The sequence below is a fragment of the Caballeronia zhejiangensis genome (genome assembly GCF_000698575.1).
GTDB lineage: Bacteria > Pseudomonadota > Gammaproteobacteria > Burkholderiales > Burkholderiaceae > Caballeronia > Caballeronia zhejiangensis.
Genome location: NZ_JFHD01000001.1, coordinates 355,454 through 374,840, shown reverse-complemented (window position 1 = coordinate 374,840; position 19,387 = coordinate 355,454). Strand labels below are relative to the sequence as shown.

The following is a 19,387-nucleotide window of genomic DNA, read 5'->3' as shown; positions in this document are numbered from 1 at the left end:
TCTTATCGGATGGAGGCGCGCCTTCGATCCGCGCGCATCGTAAAAAAAGGAGTCCGGCGATGGCGGAAATCAGTCGTGTCGCGCTGTTCGGCAAGCTCGACAGGCTCGGCTACAAGACCGTCGAAAGCGCGACGGTCTACTGCAAGATGCGCGGCAATCCGTATGTCGAGCTGGCGCACTGGATCATGCAGATTCTGGAGACGCCGAACTCCGACTGGCAGCGCATCGTCGCGCATTACGGCGTGGACGCCGCCGCCCTTGCGCGCGAGCTGACGGCGTCGCTCGATCGCCTGCCGCGCGGCGCGACGTCGATCTCCGACATCTCCGAGCACATCGGCGATGCGATCGAGCGCGGCTGGGTCTACGGCACGCTGCTGTTCGGCGCGAACAAAGTGCGGACCGGGCATGTGCTCGTCGGCATGCTGAAGACGCAGCGGCTGCGCAGCGTGCTCGTCGGCATATCGCGGCAATTCGAGCGCATCAAGCCGGAAGACCTGTCGGACAATTTCGCGCGCATCGTCGCGGATTCGGTCGAGGAAAGCGAAGCCGAGCCGCAGCCGGACGCGGCCGATGCGCAAGCCGCGCCCGCCGCCATGGGCCAGCAGGAAGCGCTGCGCAAATACGCGACCGATCTCACCGACAAGGCGCGCCGCGGCCAGCTCGACCCCGTTACGGGCCGCGACGACGAGATTCGCCAGCTCGTCGATATTCTCATGCGGCGGCGGCAGAACAATCCGCTGCTGACGGGCGAAGCGGGCGTCGGAAAGACCGCCGTTGTCGAAGGCTTCGCGCAGCGGCTCGCGCGCGGTGACGTGCCGCCGCCCTTGCGCGAGGTCGCGCTGCTGTCGCTCGATCTCGGGCTTTTGCAGGCGGGCGCGAGCATGAAGGGCGAGTTCGAGCAGCGTCTGCGTCAGGTCGTCGAGGATGTGCAGGCGAGTCCGAAGCCGGTGATTCTCTTCATCGACGAAGTGCATACGCTCGTCGGCGCGGGCGGCGCGGCCGGCACCGGCGATGCCGCCAATCTGCTGAAACCGGCGCTCGCGCGCGGCGATCTGCGCACGATCGGGGCCACGACGTGGGCCGAATACAAGCGGCACATCGAGAAAGATCCCGCGCTCACGCGGCGCTTTCAGGTCGTGCAGGTTCGGGAGCCGGACGAGGACAAGGCCGTGCGGATGCTGCGCGGCGTCGCGGCGGTGCTCGAAGGGCATCATCGCGTGCAGTTGCTCGACGAGGCGATCGAGGCGGCCGTGCGGCTGTCGCATCGCTATATTCCGGCGCGGCAGTTGCCCGACAAGGCCGTGTCGCTCATCGACACGGCGTGTGCGCGCGTCGCCGTCAGCCAGCACGCGACGCCGCCGCTCGTCGACGACTGCCAACGCCGTATCGAGGCGCTCGAAGTCGAGGCGCAGATCGTCGCGCGGGAGGCGAATGCGGGCGTCGATGTCGGCACGCGCGCAGCCGATGTCGCCGCGATGCTCGCACGCGAACGCGATGCGCTCGGCGGGCTCGAAGCGCGCTGGAACGAGGAAAAGCGCGTCGTCGACGAACTGCTTGCGTTGCGCGCGACGTTGCGCGAAGCCGCCGACGCCGCTTCACGCGATGACCAGCTCGCGCGCCTCGCGTCGCTCAAATCGCGTCTCGCCGAATTGCAGGCCGATGCGCCGCTGATTTTGCCGAGCGTCGACGCGGGCGTGATCGCGGGCGTCGTCGCCGATTGGACCGGCATTCCGGTCGGCAAAATGCTGAAGAACGAGCTGGCCGCCGTGCTCAATCTCGCCGATGCGCTCGATCGCCGCGTGATCGGCCAGCGCCACGCGCTCGAGATGATCGCGAAGCGCATCCAGACTTCGCGCGCGCGGCTCGACAATCCCGACAAGCCGATCGGCGTGTTCCTGCTCGCGGGCACGTCGGGCGTCGGCAAGACGGAAACGGCGCTCGCGCTCGCCGAAACGCTCTACGGCGGCGAGCAGAACGTCATCGTCATCAACATGAGCGAGTTTCAGGAAGCGCATACGGTTTCGACGCTGAAGGGCGCGCCGCCCGGCTATGTGGGTTACGGCGAGGGCGGCATCCTGACCGAAGCGGTGCGCCGCCGTCCGTACAGCGTCGTGCTGCTCGACGAAGTGGAGAAGGCGCATCCCGACGTCCACGAAATCTTCTTCCAGGTTTTCGACAAGGGCTGGATGGAAGACGGCGAAGGGCGTTACATCGACTTCAAGAACACGATCATCCTGCTGACGTCGAACGTCGGCTCGGAAGTCATCATGTCGATGTGCCGCGATCCCGCGCGCGCGATCGCGCCGGAGGAACTCGCGCGCGCGTTGCGCGGCCCGCTGCTCGACGTGTTTCCCGCCGCGCTGCTCGGCCGGCTCGTCACGGTGCCCTACTACCCGCTTTCCGACGCGATGATGGCCGACATCGTGCGGCTTCAGCTCGAACGCATCCGGCGGCGCGTCGCGGACAATCACGGCATTCCGTTCGAGTACGACGACGACGCCGTGCGGCTCATCGTTTCGCGCTGCACGGAAGCCGAATCGGGCGGCCGCGTGATCGACGCGCTGCTCACGAACACCGTCCTGCCGCGCATCTCGACGGAATATCTGACGCGTCTCACCGAAGGCGGCGCGCTGGCGCACATCCGGCTCTCGGCGAGCGCGGGCGACTTCGTCTACGCGTTCGAGTGAACCATGCTCACGCTCACGGTGACGCTTCACAACGGACAGCCGCCGCGCGTGCCGCTCTGGGCGACCTTCGATGCCGACGGCGGCACGGTCGGGCGTGCGGTCACGAACCGGCTCGTGCTCGATGACGCCGAGCGCACGGTCTCGCGTCTGCATGTGCAGATCGAGTGGCGCGACGGGCGCTTTCTGCTGATCGACCGCGGCAGCAATCCGGCGCTCGTCAACGGCGCGCCGCTCGATCCGGGCCAGGAAGTCGCGCTCGCGCACGGCGACGAAGTGCAGATCGGCGGCTATCAGCTGCGCGCGGATATCGGCGTCGATGACGATACGGTCACGGCCAACGCGCCATCGGACGATCCGTTCGCGGGATTGTTCGACGCGGGTTCGTCGGCGCCTGGCGATTTCGACGCCAACCTCCACACGCCGAAGCCGAAAGCTGCCGAACACTTCGACTTCGGCTTCGACGATCCGGCGGGCAAACGCTCGATCGACGAGTTGTTCGACCTCGCGCCGGGCGCGTCGTCCGACGGAGCGTCGATCACCGATCCGCTCGTCGAACCGCTTGCGCAGCCCAACACCGCGCACGATGCCGATCCGTTCGCCAGCCTGACGGCCGCGGCGCGCCCCGCCGGGACGCCCGCGACGCGGCCGGACGCCGGATCGGAACTGCACAGCGCGTTCACGCCGCCGCGTCCGCGATCGGCGCCGACGCCGTCAGCGGTTGCATCGAGAGCGGAGCTCGCCGACGATCGCGCGCTCGTCGATGCCTTCCTGCGCGGGCTGAACACGCACGGCGTGCGCATCGATGCGCTGACGCCCGCGCTGATGCAGCTTCTCGGCGAGCTGCTGCGCGAAGCGGCGCGCGGCACGCTCGAACTGCTCGCCGCGCGCGCCGCGCTCAAGCGCGAGATGCGAACGGGCGCGACGATGATCGAAGCGTCGGACAACAATCCGCTCAAGTTTTCGCCGAACGTGGAGGCCGCGCTCATGCATCTGCTCAATCCGCAGATGCGCGGCTTCATGCCGCCCGCCGCCGCCCTCGACGATGCGTACGCCGATCTGCGGGCGCATCAGGTCGGCATGGTCGCGGGGATGCGCGCGGCGCTCGACGGCGTGTTCGAGCGCTTCGAGCCGCAGCGCATCGAGGCGCGGCTGTCCGGGCGCTCGCTGCTCGACGGCGTGCTGCCAGGATTGAATCGCCGCGCGCGCTGCTGGGATCTTTTCATCGAGATGTACGGCCAGCTTTCGCGCGAAGCCACCGAAGATTTCCATACGCTGTTCGGCCGGGCGTTCGTCGCCGCCTACGAGGCGCAGATCGACGAGCTTAAACAACGCCGGTAACGAGAGACACGACATGCAATTGCAAACCGCGAGCGTGAGCGATGTGGGCGGCCGGTCGCGCAACGAGGACGCGCTGGCGACGTGGCGGCATGCGGCGCTCTTTGCGAGCGTGGTCGCGGACGGCGCGGGCGGTCACGGCGGCGGCGATGCGGCATCGCGCATCGCGGTCGATACCGTGCTCGCGGAATTGACGCGCGTGGCATCGGCGGGCGTCGCGCTGACCGGGCCGAACCTGTTGCGCGTGCTGCTGCGCGCGAACGACGCGATCATCGATGCGCAGGAGCACGACCGCGATCTTTCGCAGATGCGTTCGACGGCGGTGCTGCTCGGCATCGACGAAAGCACGGGCATCGCGGCGTGGGCGCATTGCGGCGACACGCGGCTTTACTGCTTCCGGCGCGGCGCGACGGTTGTGCAAACGCAGGATCACAGTCTCGTGCAGAGCATGATCGATGCGAATCTGCTGGAGAGCCGCGACGTGCGAACGCATCCGCGCCGTAACGTGCTGTTTTCGGCGCTCGGAACGGCGGATGATCTGTCGATCGCGGCGTCGGATGAGCCGTTTCTCATCGCGGAGGGCGACGCCTTTCTGCTTTGCACCGATGGGTTTTGGGAGTATCTCGACGAGTCGGTGATGATCGATGCGATCGGGCGCGCTCGGACGCCTCAAGCGTGGCTGGATCTGATGGTGGCGCATCTGCGTGAGGCCGCGCGGCCGGGGCACGATAACTTTAGTGCCAGCGCGGTTTGGGTGGGGGATGCTTCGCAGGTGACGGTGATGCAAATGCCCGCGACGTAACCATCGCGGGCATCATCCAACCAACCACGCATCAAGCCGCCTGCTTCGCCGAAGGCAACCTCGAAACCAGCCTGAGCGACACCGTCAGCCCTTCCAACTGATAATGCGGCCGCAAGAAGAACTGCGACGTGTAATACCCCGGCGCGCCCGGCACTTCCTGCACTTTGACCTCCGCGGCCGCGAGCGGCTTTTGCGCCTTCGTGTGCTCGGACGAATTCGCCGGATCGCCATCGACGTACTGCGTGATCCACTTGTTGAGCCAGATCTCCATATCCGAGCGTTCCTTGAACGTGCCGATCTTGTCGCGCACGATGCACTTCAGATAATGCGCAAAGCGGTTGCAAGCAAAGAGATACGGCAACCGCGCGGCAAGCGCGGCATTCGCGGTCGCGTCCGGATCTTCATACTCGAACGGCTTTTGCAGCGACTGCGCGCCGATGAACGCCGCGAAATCCGAGTTCTTGCGATGAATCAGCGGCATGAAGCCGTTCTTCGCCAGTTCCGCCTCACGCCGGTCTGAAATGGCGATCTCGGTCGGGCATTTCATATCGACGCCGCCGTCGTCGGTCGGAAAACTGTGCACCGGCAAACCTTCGACCGCGCCGCCCGATTCCACGCCGCGAATCCGCGAGCACCAGCTATACAACTTGAACGACCGGTTGATGTTCACCGCCATCGCATAAGCGGAATTCGCCCACGTGTATTTCGTGTGATCCGCGGAACCGGTGTCTTCCTCGAAGTCGAATTCATCGACCGGTTCGGTCTTCGCGCCGTACGGCACGCGCGCCAGAAAACGCGGCATCGCGAGACCGATGTAACGCGAATCCTCGGATGCGCGCAGCGATCTCCAGCTCGCATATTCCGGTGTCCCGAATATCTTGGTGAGATCGCGCGGATTGGCCAGCTCCTGCCACGAGTCCATCTGCAAGAGACTCGGATCGGCGGCGGCGATGAACGGCGCATGCGCCGATGCCGCGATCTTCGACACTTCGCCGAGCATCTCGACATCGGGCGGCGTCTGGTTGAAGTAGTAATCGCCGATCAGCGCGCCGAACGGCTCGCCGCCCAACTGCCCGTACTCGTGCTCGTAAATCTGCTTGAAAAGCGGACTCTGATCCCACGCGACGCCCTTGAAGCGCTTGAGCGTCTTGCCTAGATCCTTCTTCGAGATGTTCATCACGCGAATCTTGAGCATCTCGTCGGTTTCGGTGTTGTTGATGAGATAGTGCAGCCCGCGCCACGAACCCTCGAGCTTCTGGAAGTCCGCGTGATGCATGACTTCGTTGACCTGCTCGGTGAGCTTCGCGTCGATCTCGGCGATCATCGCCTGAATGGAGCGGATCGCATCGCCGGAAACGAGCTTCGTCTGCGAAAGCGCCTGCTGCGCGAGCGTCTGCACGGCCGTCTGCACGGCGCTCTTGGCTTCGTCGCTCTTCGGACGGAACTCACGGTTGAGCAGCGCGGCGAGATCGTCGCCTTCGAGCAGCGCGCCCTGCAAAGCGGAAGGCGCTTCGGCTTGCGGTTCGGCGGATTGCGGAATGTCGGACATGGTCGTTTCCTTTCAAGGCTCTCGGGTCTCATTCGGCTGCAGCAGCCGCGGATGGCGCAGCCGTGGCGAGCGTCTTGAGCAGCGCGGGATCGTCGAGCACGCGCGCGATCAGTTCTTCCGCGCCGTTCTTGCCGTCCATGAAGATGACGAGATTCGCGAGCTGCGTGCGCGCTTCGAGCAACTTCGCGAGCGCATCGACCTTGCGCGCGACGGCCGCGGGCGAAAAATCGTCCATGTTCTCGAACGTGATATCGACGCTGATGTTGCCCTCGCCCGTCAGCTTGTTCGGCACCTGAAACGCGACGCGCGGATGCATCGCCTTCATGCGGCTGTCGAAGTTGTCGATGTCGATCTCCTGGAACTTGCGCTGATCGACGGGCGGCAGCGCTTCGGCGGGCTTGCCGGAGAGATCGGCCATCACGCCCATCACGAACGGAAGCTGAATCTTCTTCTCGCTCCCATAAGTTTCGACGTCGTATTCGATCTGCACGCGCGGCGCACGATTGCGCCCGATGAATTTCTGACTGCTGGTTGCCATGACGTCTCCTTCGAGTGGGCATGAGCCACGCAATTAAAACGAACGAGTTGTGGCCGGATTGAAGACTCGATTCGAGAACCCGCGCTCACTGCGGCCTCGTCCCCGCGATCAGATGAATCTGCGCGAGGCTGTCGGGCGCGAGATCCTGCATCACCGCGAGAAAATCCTTGCCCATCAATCCGCGCGCGCGGCGGATCAACAGCGGCGCGGGATTGGTCGGCTCGGTGCGTTCGAGAAACGCGCACACCGCGTCGAGCGCGGCGAGCGCATCGTCGCGCGTCGCGATCTCGCCGGGGCGAGCAATCGCGCGACGAAGCGTCGGCGCTGCTTTCATCTTCGTGATGTCGGCGGATGCTTCGGGCGCGTCCGTCGAAGCGAACGCGCGAAACTGCGCGGCGACGTGACGCGTCGCGATCGTCAGCGCGGTCATCGAAGGCGCGCGTTCCGCGCCGAGCTTCTCCGTCAGGCAAGCGCACAGCGTCTGCACGGCGCGCGGCAGATCGAGCCCATTCGCGAGAAGCTCGGCATCCTGCGCCACGGCATCGGCGAGCATGCCTTCCACGCGCGCCGGCGTCGCGGCGTTCGCGCCTTCCTCCGGCGCGAGCCTGCCCTGCGCCACCAGAATGTCGCGCACGGCGAGCCGCTCGCCATGCACGCGACACACTTCGCATTCGCGCAGATCGTGCAGCAAGGTCTCGGCTTCCGCGAACGGCGTGTAGGCATCGGCGAGCGGCGCAAGCGCGTTGATGCGCAATACGGCATCGTTGTCGTCATCGTGATCGAGCGGCGGGAAGAGGCCGTCCCAATAGCGCTCGACGAGGCCCGTCAGCAGGCGCAAACCCGCATGAAAGCCCGCGAGTCCGTGGACATGCGCCGCCGCGCGCGTCCACGCAATCGCCACGCGCACATCCTTCGAGCGCGCGAGCAGCGCGTCGCCCTGCTCCAGCACGTCGTTCCACGGCGGCGGCTCGACGAGCACGTCGAACTGACGCTGCGGCATGCCGCGCGCGAGCGCTTCGAATTCGAGAAACGCCGGGTCGTATTCCAGATCGATGCCTGCGGGCGGCGTCGTTTCTGTCGGCGCGAGGAGCGGTTCGATGTCGATCATCGCGGCTCCTCAAAACTCGCCGCAGCCGTGCTGTCCGTTCACGACCAGACAGTTGTTCAGATTCGGCCGCGAGCGCACGCGCTTCCATTCCGCCGCGAGCGCGTCGGCGTCGCCTTCGGGCTGTTGCAGCGCGAGGATCGGCTCGTTCGTGCCGACGCAGATGTTGACCGCGCCCAGATTGCTCTCGTAGACGAAGGTCTGTTCCTGCGCCGTGAAAAGCGGCTGAAGTCCGCTGGTGTTGAAAACGGCGCCCTGAAGCTGCATCGGCGTGACGGTCAGCGTGCCCGGCTCCACGACGACGTTGTAGCCAACCGGCGACGAAAACGTGCCGTCGATGCCATACACGCCCGCCGCCGATATCGTCGTCGCGGACGAGCCGAGCCGCCCCGCGACGACGGACGTGCTGCGCCGATCGCCGGCCAGCAGACCGCTGACGTCGAAACCGAACGCGCCGTTCGCTCCGCCTTGCTCGCGCGTTTGACTGCCGATGGTGACGGTGACCGTCGGCCGGTCGGCGTAGACGAAGTGGTTGCCGTCCGCCGGCACGACGCTCTGCGACGGCTGCTTGTTCCAGCTACAGAATCCGCCGTAGACGCAGCCGTAGAAGTTCGGCAGCGCGCCGCCCGGATCGACGCCGTTGCGGTTCTCGCCGTTGCGCGTCGCCGCCCAGATGCGCCACGCGTTGCCCGCGCCGATCGTGCCGCCCGACGCGTTGTCGAAGACGCCGCGCTCCATCACGAGGTCGATGCTGCCGCCCGCGCTCAGGTGCGTCGGCGCGCCGGGCGTGCCGGGTGTGCCGGGTGTTCCGATCGCGATCGCGCCGCCATCGGAAATCGCGGTCAGGTTGCCGGTGACGTTCGGCTGCGATCCGCCGATTCTGGCGAGGTTGCCCGTCGCGCCGTCGAAACCATTGGCGCTCGCCGTGCCGATCGTGAAGCCGCCCGCCGTCGCAAACCGCACGTCATGCGCGCCCGACAGCGCGAGCACTTTGACGTCGTTGCCCGCGTCGGCGAGATCGAAGTCGCCGCCGCCCGCGAGCAAAAGCGTCTGCGCTTTTATGCCGCCCGGATCGGTGACGCGACCGGACGAATCGAGCGCGAGCGTCCTGTCCGGCATCGCGGCGCCCGACGGCAGATCGATGCCCTGGCTGCCCGCGCCCGTGTTCTGCAGCGTGAGGTCGTGCGCGAAGCCTTGCGGCAGGCTGACCGTGATCTTCCCGGTCTGGGTCGACGAGCCGATGACGACCGTCGCGATGTTCGACGCGATCGCGCCGAGCATCGACGGTCCGATGCTGAGGCCGCTGCTTGCGCCGAGCACGTTGATCGCCTGCGCGTTGTCGCCGACGATGTCGAAGTCCGCGCCGACCTTGCCGGGCACGAACACGACCGTGCCGAAGCGCGACGAGAACGTGCTGCCCGAATCGTCGAACACGAAGCCGTATTTGCCCGAGTTCGACGCCCGCACGACGATCGTGCCGTAGTCGCCCGCCGAGAGCGTCGCCCGGTTCATATACAGCGCGGTGGCGGCGTCGGCGGGTGTCGATGCCGTGACCGACACCGTCTGCGCGGGCGCGTTGGCCTGAAGCGTCACATCGGCGAGCGATACGCCTTTGCCATGCGCGCCGTTCGCGTCGAGCTGGCCGTTGGTGCCGCCGCGAATATCGATCGAACCGTTCGCCGAGCCGACGACGCCGCGATTCGACGACGACGTGCCTGCCAGCGCCACGCCGTCCGCGCCGCTGCCCAGACCGTAGATCGTGACCGCGCCGTCGGCGTGCAAGCCGAGCGCCGGGCTCATGCCCGCCACGAACACGCCGTAGGCGGCGATGCCATCGGGCGCGGTGCCGCGAATCGACAGCCTGCCGCCGCTTGCCGCGACATCCGATGCTTCGAGATGCACGCCGTCGAAATGAACCGGTTCTTCGCTGCCCTCGATCGCCGGAACGTAGCGCCGCTTGCCGTTCGCCGACGTGCCGGTGATCGACACGTCCGCGCCGGTCGATGAGATCCGCGCGTTCTGCGCGTACACACCCGCGCCCGCGACGGCGGCGCTGCCGCCGCCGGCCGTCGCGCCCGTTCCCGTAATGCTCATCGCGCCGCCGGTGCCGAGCGACGTGCCGATGATCCGCACGCCGTTGCCCCCGACACGCCCGGGCGAACGCTGCACGACCGCCCCGGTGCCGTGAACATCGACGTCGCCGCTCGCGGACAAAATCACCGGAACGATCCCGCCAGCGCTCGTGCTGAGCGAAGCCCGCAGCAGGCTCACGCCGTCGCCGGTCACGCTGCCGATGCCGGTCGACACCGAGGTCGAAGTCGAAAGCGAGGCCACGGTCTGCACGGCGGGCCCCTTGCCGTCGATCGAAATGCGGCCCGTCTGCGTCTGCACGAGCGGTGCGTTCGCCGTGCTGATCGAGTTGATGTTCGTGGAGACGGACGCCGCCACCATGCTCACGCCGGAACCCGACACCGATCCGGTGTTGAGCGCCTGCACCTTCGGCCCGTTGCCGTTGAGCGTGATGCTGCCCGCGCCGCCTGTGCTCAGCGCGACCGACGATCCGCCGATGGCGATGCCCGAGCCGCCGACCGTTCCGCCGCTCACGGTTCCCGTGACGCTCGCCCCGTTGCCCGTAACGAAGATATCGCCGGCATCCGAAACGACGGACGGGCTGAAGGGAAAGCCTTGGCCCCCGTCCGCCGCGATGCTCACGCCCGAGCCGGACAGCGTTCCCCCGTTCAGGTTCGCGATCGTGGTCGCGGAGGCCGAAATCGAGACGTTGCCCGAGCCGGTATGCACGAGCGGACCGACGCCCGAGCCGAGGAATTCCGGCCGCAACATCACGCCCGCGCCGCTCACGCCGCCGAACGCGGTGCCGATCGACATCCCGTTGCCGATGATGTTCACGTTTCCCGACCCGGTCCGTATGACCGTGGTGCTCTGGTCGAGGCGTGCCGTCGGCGCGATCAGGACGCCGCCGCCGCTCACCGAGCTGACCGCGCTATCCATCGCCGGTCCCGTACCGGTGATGGAAATGTTGCCCGTCGTGGTACTCAATAGCGCCGTCGACGGACTGAGCGATGCCGGACGAAGCGCGACGCCGTAGATGTCGGTGAACGTCTGCACGCGCTCCTTGGTGGTCGGCGCGCTGCCTGTGATGCTGATGTTGCCCGACGACGTGCGCAGGCTCGATGTCCCGCCGATGGCGACGCCCGCCGGCGCCCCGAAGTCGCCGCCGGCCTGCCCCGACACGGAAATGTCGCTGACCGAAGTGGCGATGCTCGAACTGCTGATGGTGACGGGCGCATAGGCCTGGTTCTTCGTTAGGCCCACGTCCGTGTCGCTGATCCCGAAAATCGTGTCCGGAACCTTGAGCGTGCCTTGCCCGTTGACCGTCACCGAGCCGCTCGCGAGACCGGTCGGGCCTTGCGGCACGGTCGTGTCGATCCTGGAGTCGATGATGCCGACCGCCGCGCCGTCGAAGCGCTTCGCGGCCGCGGGCGTCCCGGCAACGCTTTGCGGCACGCCGATGGCCAGATAACCGCCATTCGTGCTGATCGACGCGCCGGAAAGCAGAATGTTGCTTTGCCCCGAGGCGCCCGTGTTCGCGTCGAGCACGACGTTCAGCTTGCCCGCCGGCCGCTGGTCGCCCGCCGCGCCGCCGATGGTTCCGAGCACGGTGATGGAGCCGTTGGCGCTCAGCGTGAGCGTGCCTTCGTTGTCGGCGGCGGTCTTTGTGATGCTCGTCCCTTTCAGCATCGTGATGTCGCCGTTGTATTCGCCTCCGCCGTCCTTGCTGGTCGAGATCGTCACCGACGCGCCCCGGTTCAGTTGCGACGTGATGTCCGACGCGAGCACGTAGCTGTCGCCCGCGCCCGGCGTGAACGTCACCGGATTCGTCGTCGTGGAAAGAGCCGGACCCAGGCTCGTGCTGAGCGCCTGAAGCGAGCAGCATGACGTGCTGTCGGTGGTGCCCGTGCTCACGCTCGACGGCGCCGTATTGACGATTTCGATGCTCGACGGATCGAGCAGCCATTGCCCGCCGTGCCCGCGCAGCGCCTCGACGTGAATCCGCGCACCGTCCGTCGCCAGATACTTGCCCGACGTCTCGACGAGCCCGCCGTTGCCGCCGCCCGGCCCGCCCTTCGCGGAAAGCTCGCCGTACACGCGCGCCGCTTCCGTCCCGAACATGACGATGTTGCCGCCGTCGCCCGCGACGAGCGCATCGGCCATGACGTGCGCGTTCGGGCTCATCCAGAGCGCATCGGCGTTGACGATGTCCGGCGCCTTGCCCGCCGCGCCGCCGCCCACACGCACGCGGCCGCCGCCGCCCGCGCCGCTCGCGTCGACACGCGCACCGTCGCTCACCGCGACGTGGTAGCCGGTCACGTCGATCTGTCCGCCCTTGCCCGAATCGGGCGCGCTGACATCGACGCTGCCGCCGATATCCGTCTCGCCCGCCGATCCGCCATCGAGCACGATGCGCCCGTTGCGCGACTCGACGCTCCTCGCGCGCACCGTGCCCGTCTGGTTGAGCACGCTCGCCGCGGCGTCGTCGGCGGCGCGCGCCGACATCACGATCTGTCCGCCGTCCGCCTGCAGCGTCCCCGAATTGCCGATGAGCGCGTTCGCGACCTTGTCGTTCACCTTCAGCATCGTGAGGCCGTCGCCCGCGAAATCGAGCGTGATGTCGCTGCCCGCGCCGATCGCGATCTTGCCGAGCGTCGCGCTGACGAGTCCGCTGTTGTCGACCTGCGCGCCGAGCAACGCGACCGCGCCGCCGGTCGCGGCCGTGATCGATCCTTGGTTCGACACCTTGCCGGCCGCCGCGCCGCCCTGCGCGAAGTGATATTTGCCCGCGAGAAACGCGTCGTTCGAAATGCCGAGCGTCGATGCGACGAGCGATCCCACATTCACCGATGCCCCGCGCGCGAACACGACGCCCGCCGGATTCACGAGAAACACTTGCCCGTTCGCGTTGAGCTGCCCCGCGATGCGGCTGACTTCATTGCCGACGACGCGATTGAGCAGCACCGCCTGCGCCGACGGCTGCGAAATATCGACGCGCTCGTTGCCCGCGATCGAAAACCCGTTCCAGTTCACGATGCCCTTCTGCGAGCCTTGCGTGATCGTCATCGACGTCGCGTTTGGCCGGTTGACCGTCACGCTGCCCGCCTGAACCTGCTCGCCGACCGGCAACGCGAACGCGCCCGGCGCCGCGACGACCACGAGGAGCGGCAACAGCGCGGATACCCTCAGATCGGCGCCCATGTGACGGGCGGCGCGTCTGGCGAAACGCCTGATCGCGCGCTCCCATTCCCGGCGATGCCTGCGGGTCCGTAGGCAGGTGATGTCGCTCATGTCGAACTCCTCGTTTCCTGTTTCCGCGCTAGAACGATTTGGATACCTGCACGTAGACGCGCGGCACCTTGTCGTCGCCGGTGGTGTCGGCGCGGGTCGTGCGCCAGGCTACGCTCGCATCCACGGTGATGCCGTACGGCCCGCTCCAGAACGCGCCGAGACCCACGCCGCTGCGCGTCACGGTGTTCGCGCCCTGTCCGGGAATCGAGCGCGCGTTGTAGCGGCCCACGCCGATATCGAAAAACGTCGACAGCGTCAGCGACGGAATCACCGCATAGCGAAGCTGGGCCGTGGCGATCAGCCCTTCATCGACGACGGATTCCGACGGCGAATACGCGCGCACCGCACGGGGCCCGCCGAGCGTGATGCGCGACGAGCTGTCGAGGTTCTGGTTCGCCCATTGCCCCGACACGCCGATGAAAAAGCTCGTATTGCGCGTGATCGCGTTCAGGCGATTGGCCTGCATCGTGAGGCGCACGCTGTTGCCTTGCGTGTTGCGCCCGAACGGTCCCTGATCGATGGCCTCGGCGAGCGCCGAATCGATGTTCAGATGCGCGAACGCCAGTTGCACGTCCGCGCTGTTGAAGCCGCCGCCGAGAAAGCTGTCGCGGCTCTCGTACGACAGCCCGACGCTCGCCACATACAGCTTCTGCGGATTGTCGAAGTTGACGCTGTCGATCTTGTCGGTGAGCGAGCGGTATTCGAGCGCGCCGCGCAACAGCAGGTTCTGGCTGCGCGAGCGGATCAGCGGATGCGACACCGACGCGGTGACGACATCCGCATCGCCATGCGCGTTCAGCGAGGAGAACTGCTCGCCGAGGTAGTAATACAGATGCGAATACGCGATGCCGACGCGCGTGCCGCTCGCATCGACGGGCGCGTCGTAGCCGATGCGTCCGTAGACGGTATCGGCGCGCTCGGCCGCGAGCAGGTTGATGTCCAGGTTGTCGCCGATGCCGAACGGCGACGCGAGCCGTCCCACCGCGCCGAGCCGCCAGCGCCCGGCGGGCGCCGCGCCGTAGTCGTCGACGGAAACCGCGAAGTTCCAGCGGCGCGTCGGCTCGACCGTCACGTTCAGATCGACGGTGCCGGGCGCGCTGCCCGTTTCCAGCGCCGAGCTCACGCGAATGCCGGGCAGGTCCGACAGCAGGAGCATCGTGCGTTCGAGTTCGTTTTGCCGCAGCGGCTTGCCGGGCTCAATCGCGGCGAGCCGCGCGCGCACCATCGATTCCTTGACGGGCGCGCCGGGCGCCATCGTCAGCCGCACGCGGCCGATCTTGCCTTCGAGCACGGTGAACGTGACGTCGCCGTTCGTCACGTCCTGCGGCGGAATCACGACCTGCGCGAGCGGATAGCCGCGCTCGCGATACGCCTGCGCGACCTTCGTGCTCATGGCGTTCAGATCGTTGATCGACACTTCCTGGCCGATCCTGTCGGAAACGAGCGCGAGCAGCGTGTCCGAGGGCAGCGTTTCGTTGCCCGCGAAACGAATGCTCTTCAGCGTGAACTTCTTGCCGTCCGGCACTTCCGGCGCGGCGGCCGGCGGCGCGGGCAGCGCGCTCGAACCGCCCGGCGGCGGCGCGGACGTCGACGGACGCGGCTGCTCGTTGAGCAGCGTGCCCGCGCTCGGCACTTGCGCCGTGCCCGGCATCGGCACCTGCTGCGCCCACGCGGAGAACGCGCTTGCACAGACGATGCCGACGCCCGCCGCACGCGCTTTCGAACGTGAGGAAAAGCATGGGGATTTCGTAGCTTGGTTCACTTCTGCAATCCTCACCGGTGATCGGAAAACGTCTTTCAGCGCGCGACCGAGAGCCGCCAGTTGCCCATCAGATCGAAAGGCGCCCAGTAGAACGGATGAGCGAACTTGCCGTCGGCGAGCACGGCTAGCTGCGCGTCGCGCATCGCGTCGATGGCTTCCTCGCCCTTCGTGAGCGCGCCGTAGAACGTGCGCATGGTGAGCGCGGTCGATTCGTCCGAAACGGGCCACATCGACACGAGCAATGCCGACGCGCCCGCATAGAAGAACGCCCGCGTGAAGCCCATGATTTCGTCGCCGCGCTCGATGCGCCCGAGCGCCGTCTCGCACGCCGACAACGTGACGAGCGCGACCGAATCGAACTTCAGGTTGTAGATGTCCTGCGCGAGCATCGGGTCGGGGCCGTCGGCGGGCTGTTTCGCGGGCGCGAGCAGCACGCGCGAATGCAGCGGATCGATGGTGTCGGCCTGCGCATGCGTCGCCACATGCACGATGCGGCCCTCGGGCGCGTTGTCGCTGAAGGTCTTGCGCGTGACGTCGCCTTGCAGAAAGGTCTCGCGCTGCGCGAAGAGCGGTCCGATCGCGCGGACTTCGGCTTCCGCGCCGGGCAGATCGAATTCCGGCGAGATGCGCGGATTGCCGAACGCGACGAGATTGCTCGCGATGCGCTGCTGCCGCCGCACGAGCTGCACCGCGATGCTCGCCGATGGCGCGAGCGCAAGCGCATGCCGCTGGATCAGAAACCCTTGCGCGTTCCTCAGCGCCTGAAACGGCATGTAATGCAGCGAGCCGTTCGGCACGATGACGATCCGTTCGTTCGGCCGCAAGCCGAGCGGCTGGATCAGGAGCGCATCGAGCTTCGCGCCGTAGGTCAGCGCCTGCGGACGTCCGCGGATGATCGACGTGCGGAAATCGCCGACGGCGAGCGTCATATCCTTTCGCGGAACCGGCAGCGTGAAGCCCTGAATGCCGTCGCGGCGCACGACCCACGCGATCAGCTTGTCGGGCAGGCCGTGATATTCGACGATCGCCTCGCCGGGATTCAGCGCGCTCGTCACGTCGTCGAGCGAGAGCGCGCGGCCGTTCAGTTGCGTTTCATCGACGTTCGTCGCGAGCCGGTTGCGCACGACATCGAGCAGCGCGCGACTGCGGCTTCTCTCGGAAAGCGCCCACGCCTGCTTGTAGTCGCCGTCCTCGACGACGAGCGCGATCGTTTCCTCGAAGACCGTCTGCGTATCGGAGAACAGGCCGGTCTTGAACTCGTCGCTGCGAAAGCGCGCGCGGATCGTTTCCGAATCGTCGAGCGCGGCGAGCCAGGCTTCGCGCGCCTTGCCGCGGTCGCCGAGCGCGAGATACGCGCGGCCCATGCCCTCGTGCGCCCACAGGTTGTCGTAGCTCGCGTCCGAGCCGCCTTTTGTGGCGCTTGCGGAAAACGCTTCGAGCGCCGCCTGCGGCTTGTGCTCCGCGAGCAGCAGATTGCCTTCGATGCGCCTGCGCAACGGCGCAAGCAACGTGTCCTTCACGCCGGACGTTTCTCCGAACGTGGCGCGCGCGCCGGCCGCGTCGCCGGTCGCGATCTGCGCGTTGGTGATCGAGAGGAGCACCATCGGCCGATAGCGCGCCGACGCCGTCGCGAGCGCCGCGCGATATTCCCCGAGCGCCGCCGACGGATCGCCGCGCCGCGCCGCGATATCGCCGAGGATCTTGTGCGCGGGCGCGAGCACCTGCTCCGGATTCTTCCCGCCCGCCGCGATGGCTTCCTTCGCGTAGCGTTCGGCATCGTCGAGATCGCCCGCATAGCTGTACGCGATGGCGAGATCGCGCCGCGACAGCGCGGCGAGATGGGCGTTGTCCGTCTCCCGCGCGACGACGAGCGCCCGCGACGCCGCCTCGATGCTCTCGCGGAAATCGCCGCGCTCGGCCGCCGCCACCGACATGCTGCAATACGCGTAGCCGTCGAGCTTCACCTGATCCCGCGCGAGCAGGAGCCGCCCTTCCTGCGACAGCGTCGCGATGGTTTCCGCGTCGCGCACGCGGGCTTCGGCCTGACGCGCGGCCGGCGTGAGCGCCTGATCCGCCGTGGCCGCATGCGCCTTCTGCGCCGTCTGCGCGCAGACGTTAAGCATTGCAAAGAGCGCGAGCCCCGCGCATGTCCGCCCGATCGGTTTCACGAACGCCCTCCTCGATGACCGCCGCTTCGCACTGGCGCTACCGGCGAAGCGCCAGCGCGGTGCCCTCACTAGACGAAACACCGCGAGCGATTTGAAAAGCGCGGCGTTTTCGTTCGTCTGTTGTGGTGTCCGAAGCCACTTGCGAAGTCACACGATCCGATGATGGAGAACCCGCGTCCGCGTCTTTGCGCACTGCTCTTTTGCGCGCTCGCGGCGAGCGCCTGCAAGTCGCCGCCGCCGCCGCCCGCGCCGACGGTCGTGCGTATCAGCGTGAGCGCGCTGGATGGCGCGAATCCCGATCACGCGGGCCGCCCGTCGCCGGTCGTCGTGCGCGTGTACGAGCTGAAGACGACGGCCGCCTTCGACAGCGCCGACTTCTTCACGCTCTACGGCAAAGAGCAGGCGACGCTCGGCGGCGATCTCAACGCGAAGAACGAATACGTGCTGCGGCCCGGCGACAGCCGCAGCGTCGAGCAGACGGTGCAGCCCGGCACGAAGTTCGTCGCGGTCGTGGCGGCGTATCGCGACATCGAGCGATCGCGCTGGCGGGCGAGCGCGCCGGTGCCGCCGAACCAGACGACGCTGATGAACGTGCGTATCGACGCCGCCGACGTATCGATCGCCGCGCAGCCCGCGCCGCCGCCATCGGGCAAGAAGAAGTGACAGCGCGCGCCGGTTTGCAAATCCGCCGCGCTGAATCGTTCTTTCAGCATCGAGCCCAAGCCCATACGAGGCACCATGACCTGGCACCAACGCATGATCTGGTCCGAGGGCCTGTTCCTCGAACCCCAGCACTTCCAGCAGCACGACCGCTTCATCGAGCATCTCGTGCGCTCGCACGCGCGCGCGACCGAGGCGTGGTCGTGGGGCTGGGCCGCCGTGATGCTCGACGAAATCGCGCTCGGGCTCGGCAAGATCGCGCTTGCGTCGGCGTTCGGCGTGCTGCCCGACGGCACCGCGTTCTCCTTTCCCGACGACTTCCCCGCGCCGCCGCCGCTCGACATTCCCGCCGGCACGCGCGACGAGCTCGTGTTGCTTGCGCTGCCGCTCGCGCGCGCGGGCGCAAAGGAATTCGACGCCGATGGCGCTGCCGATGGCCGCATCGACGGATTGCGCTTTCGCACGACGGATACTTCCGTCGCCGATATAACGACGAGCACGGACCGCGTCGCGCAGATTCGCGTCGGCGCGCCGAACGTGCGGCTCATGCTCGCGCGCGACGCGACCGACGCCTTCGCGACCATCGGGCTTGCGCGCGTGCTGGAACGGCGCGCCGACAACCGCGTCGTGCTCGATCCCGGCTACATCCCGCCGATGCTCCACGCGCACGCCGACCCGCGTCTCTTCGGCTATGCGCAGGAACTCGCCGGCCTCGTGCATCAACATGCGGACCGCCTGGCGAGCCGCCTCGCGAATCCGGGGCGCGGCGGCGTCGCGGAGATCGCCGATTTTCTGCTGCTGCAAACGCTCAATCGCTTCGAGCCGCAGTACGCGCATCTGTTGCAGGTGCCGCTGCTGCATCCCGAACGCCTGTACCAGACGACGCTCGCGCTCGCCGGCGATCTCGCCGCGTTCGACGAGCGCCGCCGCGTGCTCGCGTATCCGCCGTATCGCCATGACGATGTCGCGACGTCGTTCGAGCCGCTCATGCGCGACGTGCGGCAACTGATCGGCATCGTGCGCGAACCCGACGCCGTCGCGATCGAGCTGCAAAGCCGCAAGCCCGGCGTGCGCGTCGCGCTCATCAACGATCTGGAGCTCGTGAAGAGCGCCGGCTTCGTGCTCGCCGCGAACGCGCAAATGCCGGGCGAAGCGCTGCGCACGCGCTTTCCGACGCAGGTGAAGATCGCGCCCGCTGAAAAGCTGCGCGATCTCGTCAATCTCGCGCTGCCGGGCATCGGCCTGCGCGCGATGCCGGTCGCGCCGCGGCAGATTCCGTTTCACGCGGGCTTTTCGTATTTCGAGCTGGATCGCGGCGGCGAGCTGTGGAAGGAGCTGGAGCAGACCGGCAATCTGGCGATGTACATCGCTGGCGAGTTTCCGGCGCTCGAACTCGAATTCTGGGCGATCCGTCATTGAG

The 19,387-nt window shown here is 67.3% G+C and carries 11 protein-coding genes; 5 read left to right on the top strand and 6 right to left on the bottom strand.

Annotation, left to right across the window (positions count from 1 at the left end):
- Nucleotides 1-59 precede the first annotated feature (59 nt).
- Genes tssH through BG60_RS01640 form a run of 3 tightly spaced genes read left to right on the top strand, consistent with a single transcriptional unit; the run spans nt 60 to nt 4,824 of the window.
- Complete coding sequence (tssH, locus tag BG60_RS01650; protein ID WP_008346457.1) at nt 60-2,687, top strand: type VI secretion system ATPase TssH; 2,628 nt, start codon at nt 60-62, stop codon at nt 2,685-2,687.
- A gap of 3 nt (nt 2,688-2,690) precedes the next feature.
- A complete protein-coding gene (tagH, locus tag BG60_RS01645) occupies nt 2,691-4,025 on the top strand; it encodes a type VI secretion system-associated FHA domain protein TagH (RefSeq protein WP_008346455.1) in 1,335 nt (444 codons plus the stop codon).
- A gap of 13 nt (nt 4,026-4,038) precedes the next feature.
- Nucleotides 4,039-4,824 carry a PP2C family protein-serine/threonine phosphatase gene (locus BG60_RS01640; RefSeq protein ID WP_008346453.1) on the top strand — a complete coding sequence of 262 codons (786 nt, stop codon included), beginning with the start codon at nt 4,039-4,041 and terminating at the stop codon, nt 4,822-4,824.
- A 31-nt stretch (nt 4,825-4,855) separates the two neighbouring features.
- Here the strand turns inward: BG60_RS01640 and tssC are convergent, their stop codons facing one another.
- The 6 genes from tssC to BG60_RS01610 all read right to left on the bottom strand — a co-directional run bounded on the left by tssC (nt 4,856) and on the right by BG60_RS01610 (nt 17,307).
- Complete coding sequence (tssC, locus tag BG60_RS01635) at nt 4,856-6,373, bottom strand: type VI secretion system contractile sheath large subunit (protein ID WP_008346451.1); 1,518 nt, start codon at nt 6,371-6,373, stop codon at nt 4,856-4,858.
- A 28-nt stretch (nt 6,374-6,401) separates the two neighbouring features.
- The gene (gene tssB, locus BG60_RS01630) at nt 6,402-6,911 is read right to left on the bottom strand and encodes a type VI secretion system contractile sheath small subunit (protein ID WP_008346450.1); all 510 of its coding nucleotides are present in this window, start codon (nt 6,909-6,911) and stop codon (nt 6,402-6,404) included.
- A gap of 85 nt (nt 6,912-6,996) precedes the next feature.
- Entirely contained in the window at nt 6,997-8,019 is a 1,023-nt protein-coding gene (gene tssA / locus BG60_RS01625) for a type VI secretion system protein TssA (RefSeq protein WP_008346449.1), read from the bottom strand.
- A 9-nt stretch (nt 8,020-8,028) separates the two neighbouring features.
- Nucleotides 8,029-13,377: a beta strand repeat-containing protein gene (locus BG60_RS01620; RefSeq protein ID WP_081851804.1), complete on the bottom strand. Its 5,349-nt coding sequence runs from the start codon at nt 13,375-13,377 to the stop codon at nt 8,029-8,031.
- Nucleotides 13,378-13,405: 28 nt separating this feature from the next.
- Entirely contained in the window at nt 13,406-15,139 is a 1,734-nt protein-coding gene (locus BG60_RS01615) for a ShlB/FhaC/HecB family hemolysin secretion/activation protein (RefSeq protein WP_008346446.1), read from the bottom strand.
- A 35-nt stretch (nt 15,140-15,174) separates the two neighbouring features.
- Nucleotides 15,175-17,307: a CHAT domain-containing protein gene (locus BG60_RS01610; protein WP_008346444.1), complete on the bottom strand. Its 2,133-nt coding sequence runs from the start codon at nt 17,305-17,307 to the stop codon at nt 15,175-15,177.
- A gap of 159 nt (nt 17,308-17,466) precedes the next feature.
- Here BG60_RS01610 and tssJ point away from each other — a divergent pair, with 159 nt between their 5' ends.
- Together tssJ and tssK are read left to right on the top strand one after the other, a co-directional pair.
- Nucleotides 17,467-17,970 carry a type VI secretion system lipoprotein TssJ gene (tssJ, locus tag BG60_RS01605; protein WP_144403632.1) on the top strand — a complete coding sequence of 168 codons (504 nt, stop codon included), beginning with the start codon at nt 17,467-17,469 and terminating at the stop codon, nt 17,968-17,970.
- Nucleotides 17,971-18,045: 75 nt separating this feature from the next.
- Nucleotides 18,046-19,386, top strand: coding sequence for a type VI secretion system baseplate subunit TssK (tssK, locus tag BG60_RS01600; protein ID WP_008346440.1), 1,341 nt, complete (start codon nt 18,046-18,048; stop codon nt 19,384-19,386).
- The last annotated feature ends 1 nt before the right edge of the window (nt 19,387 follow it).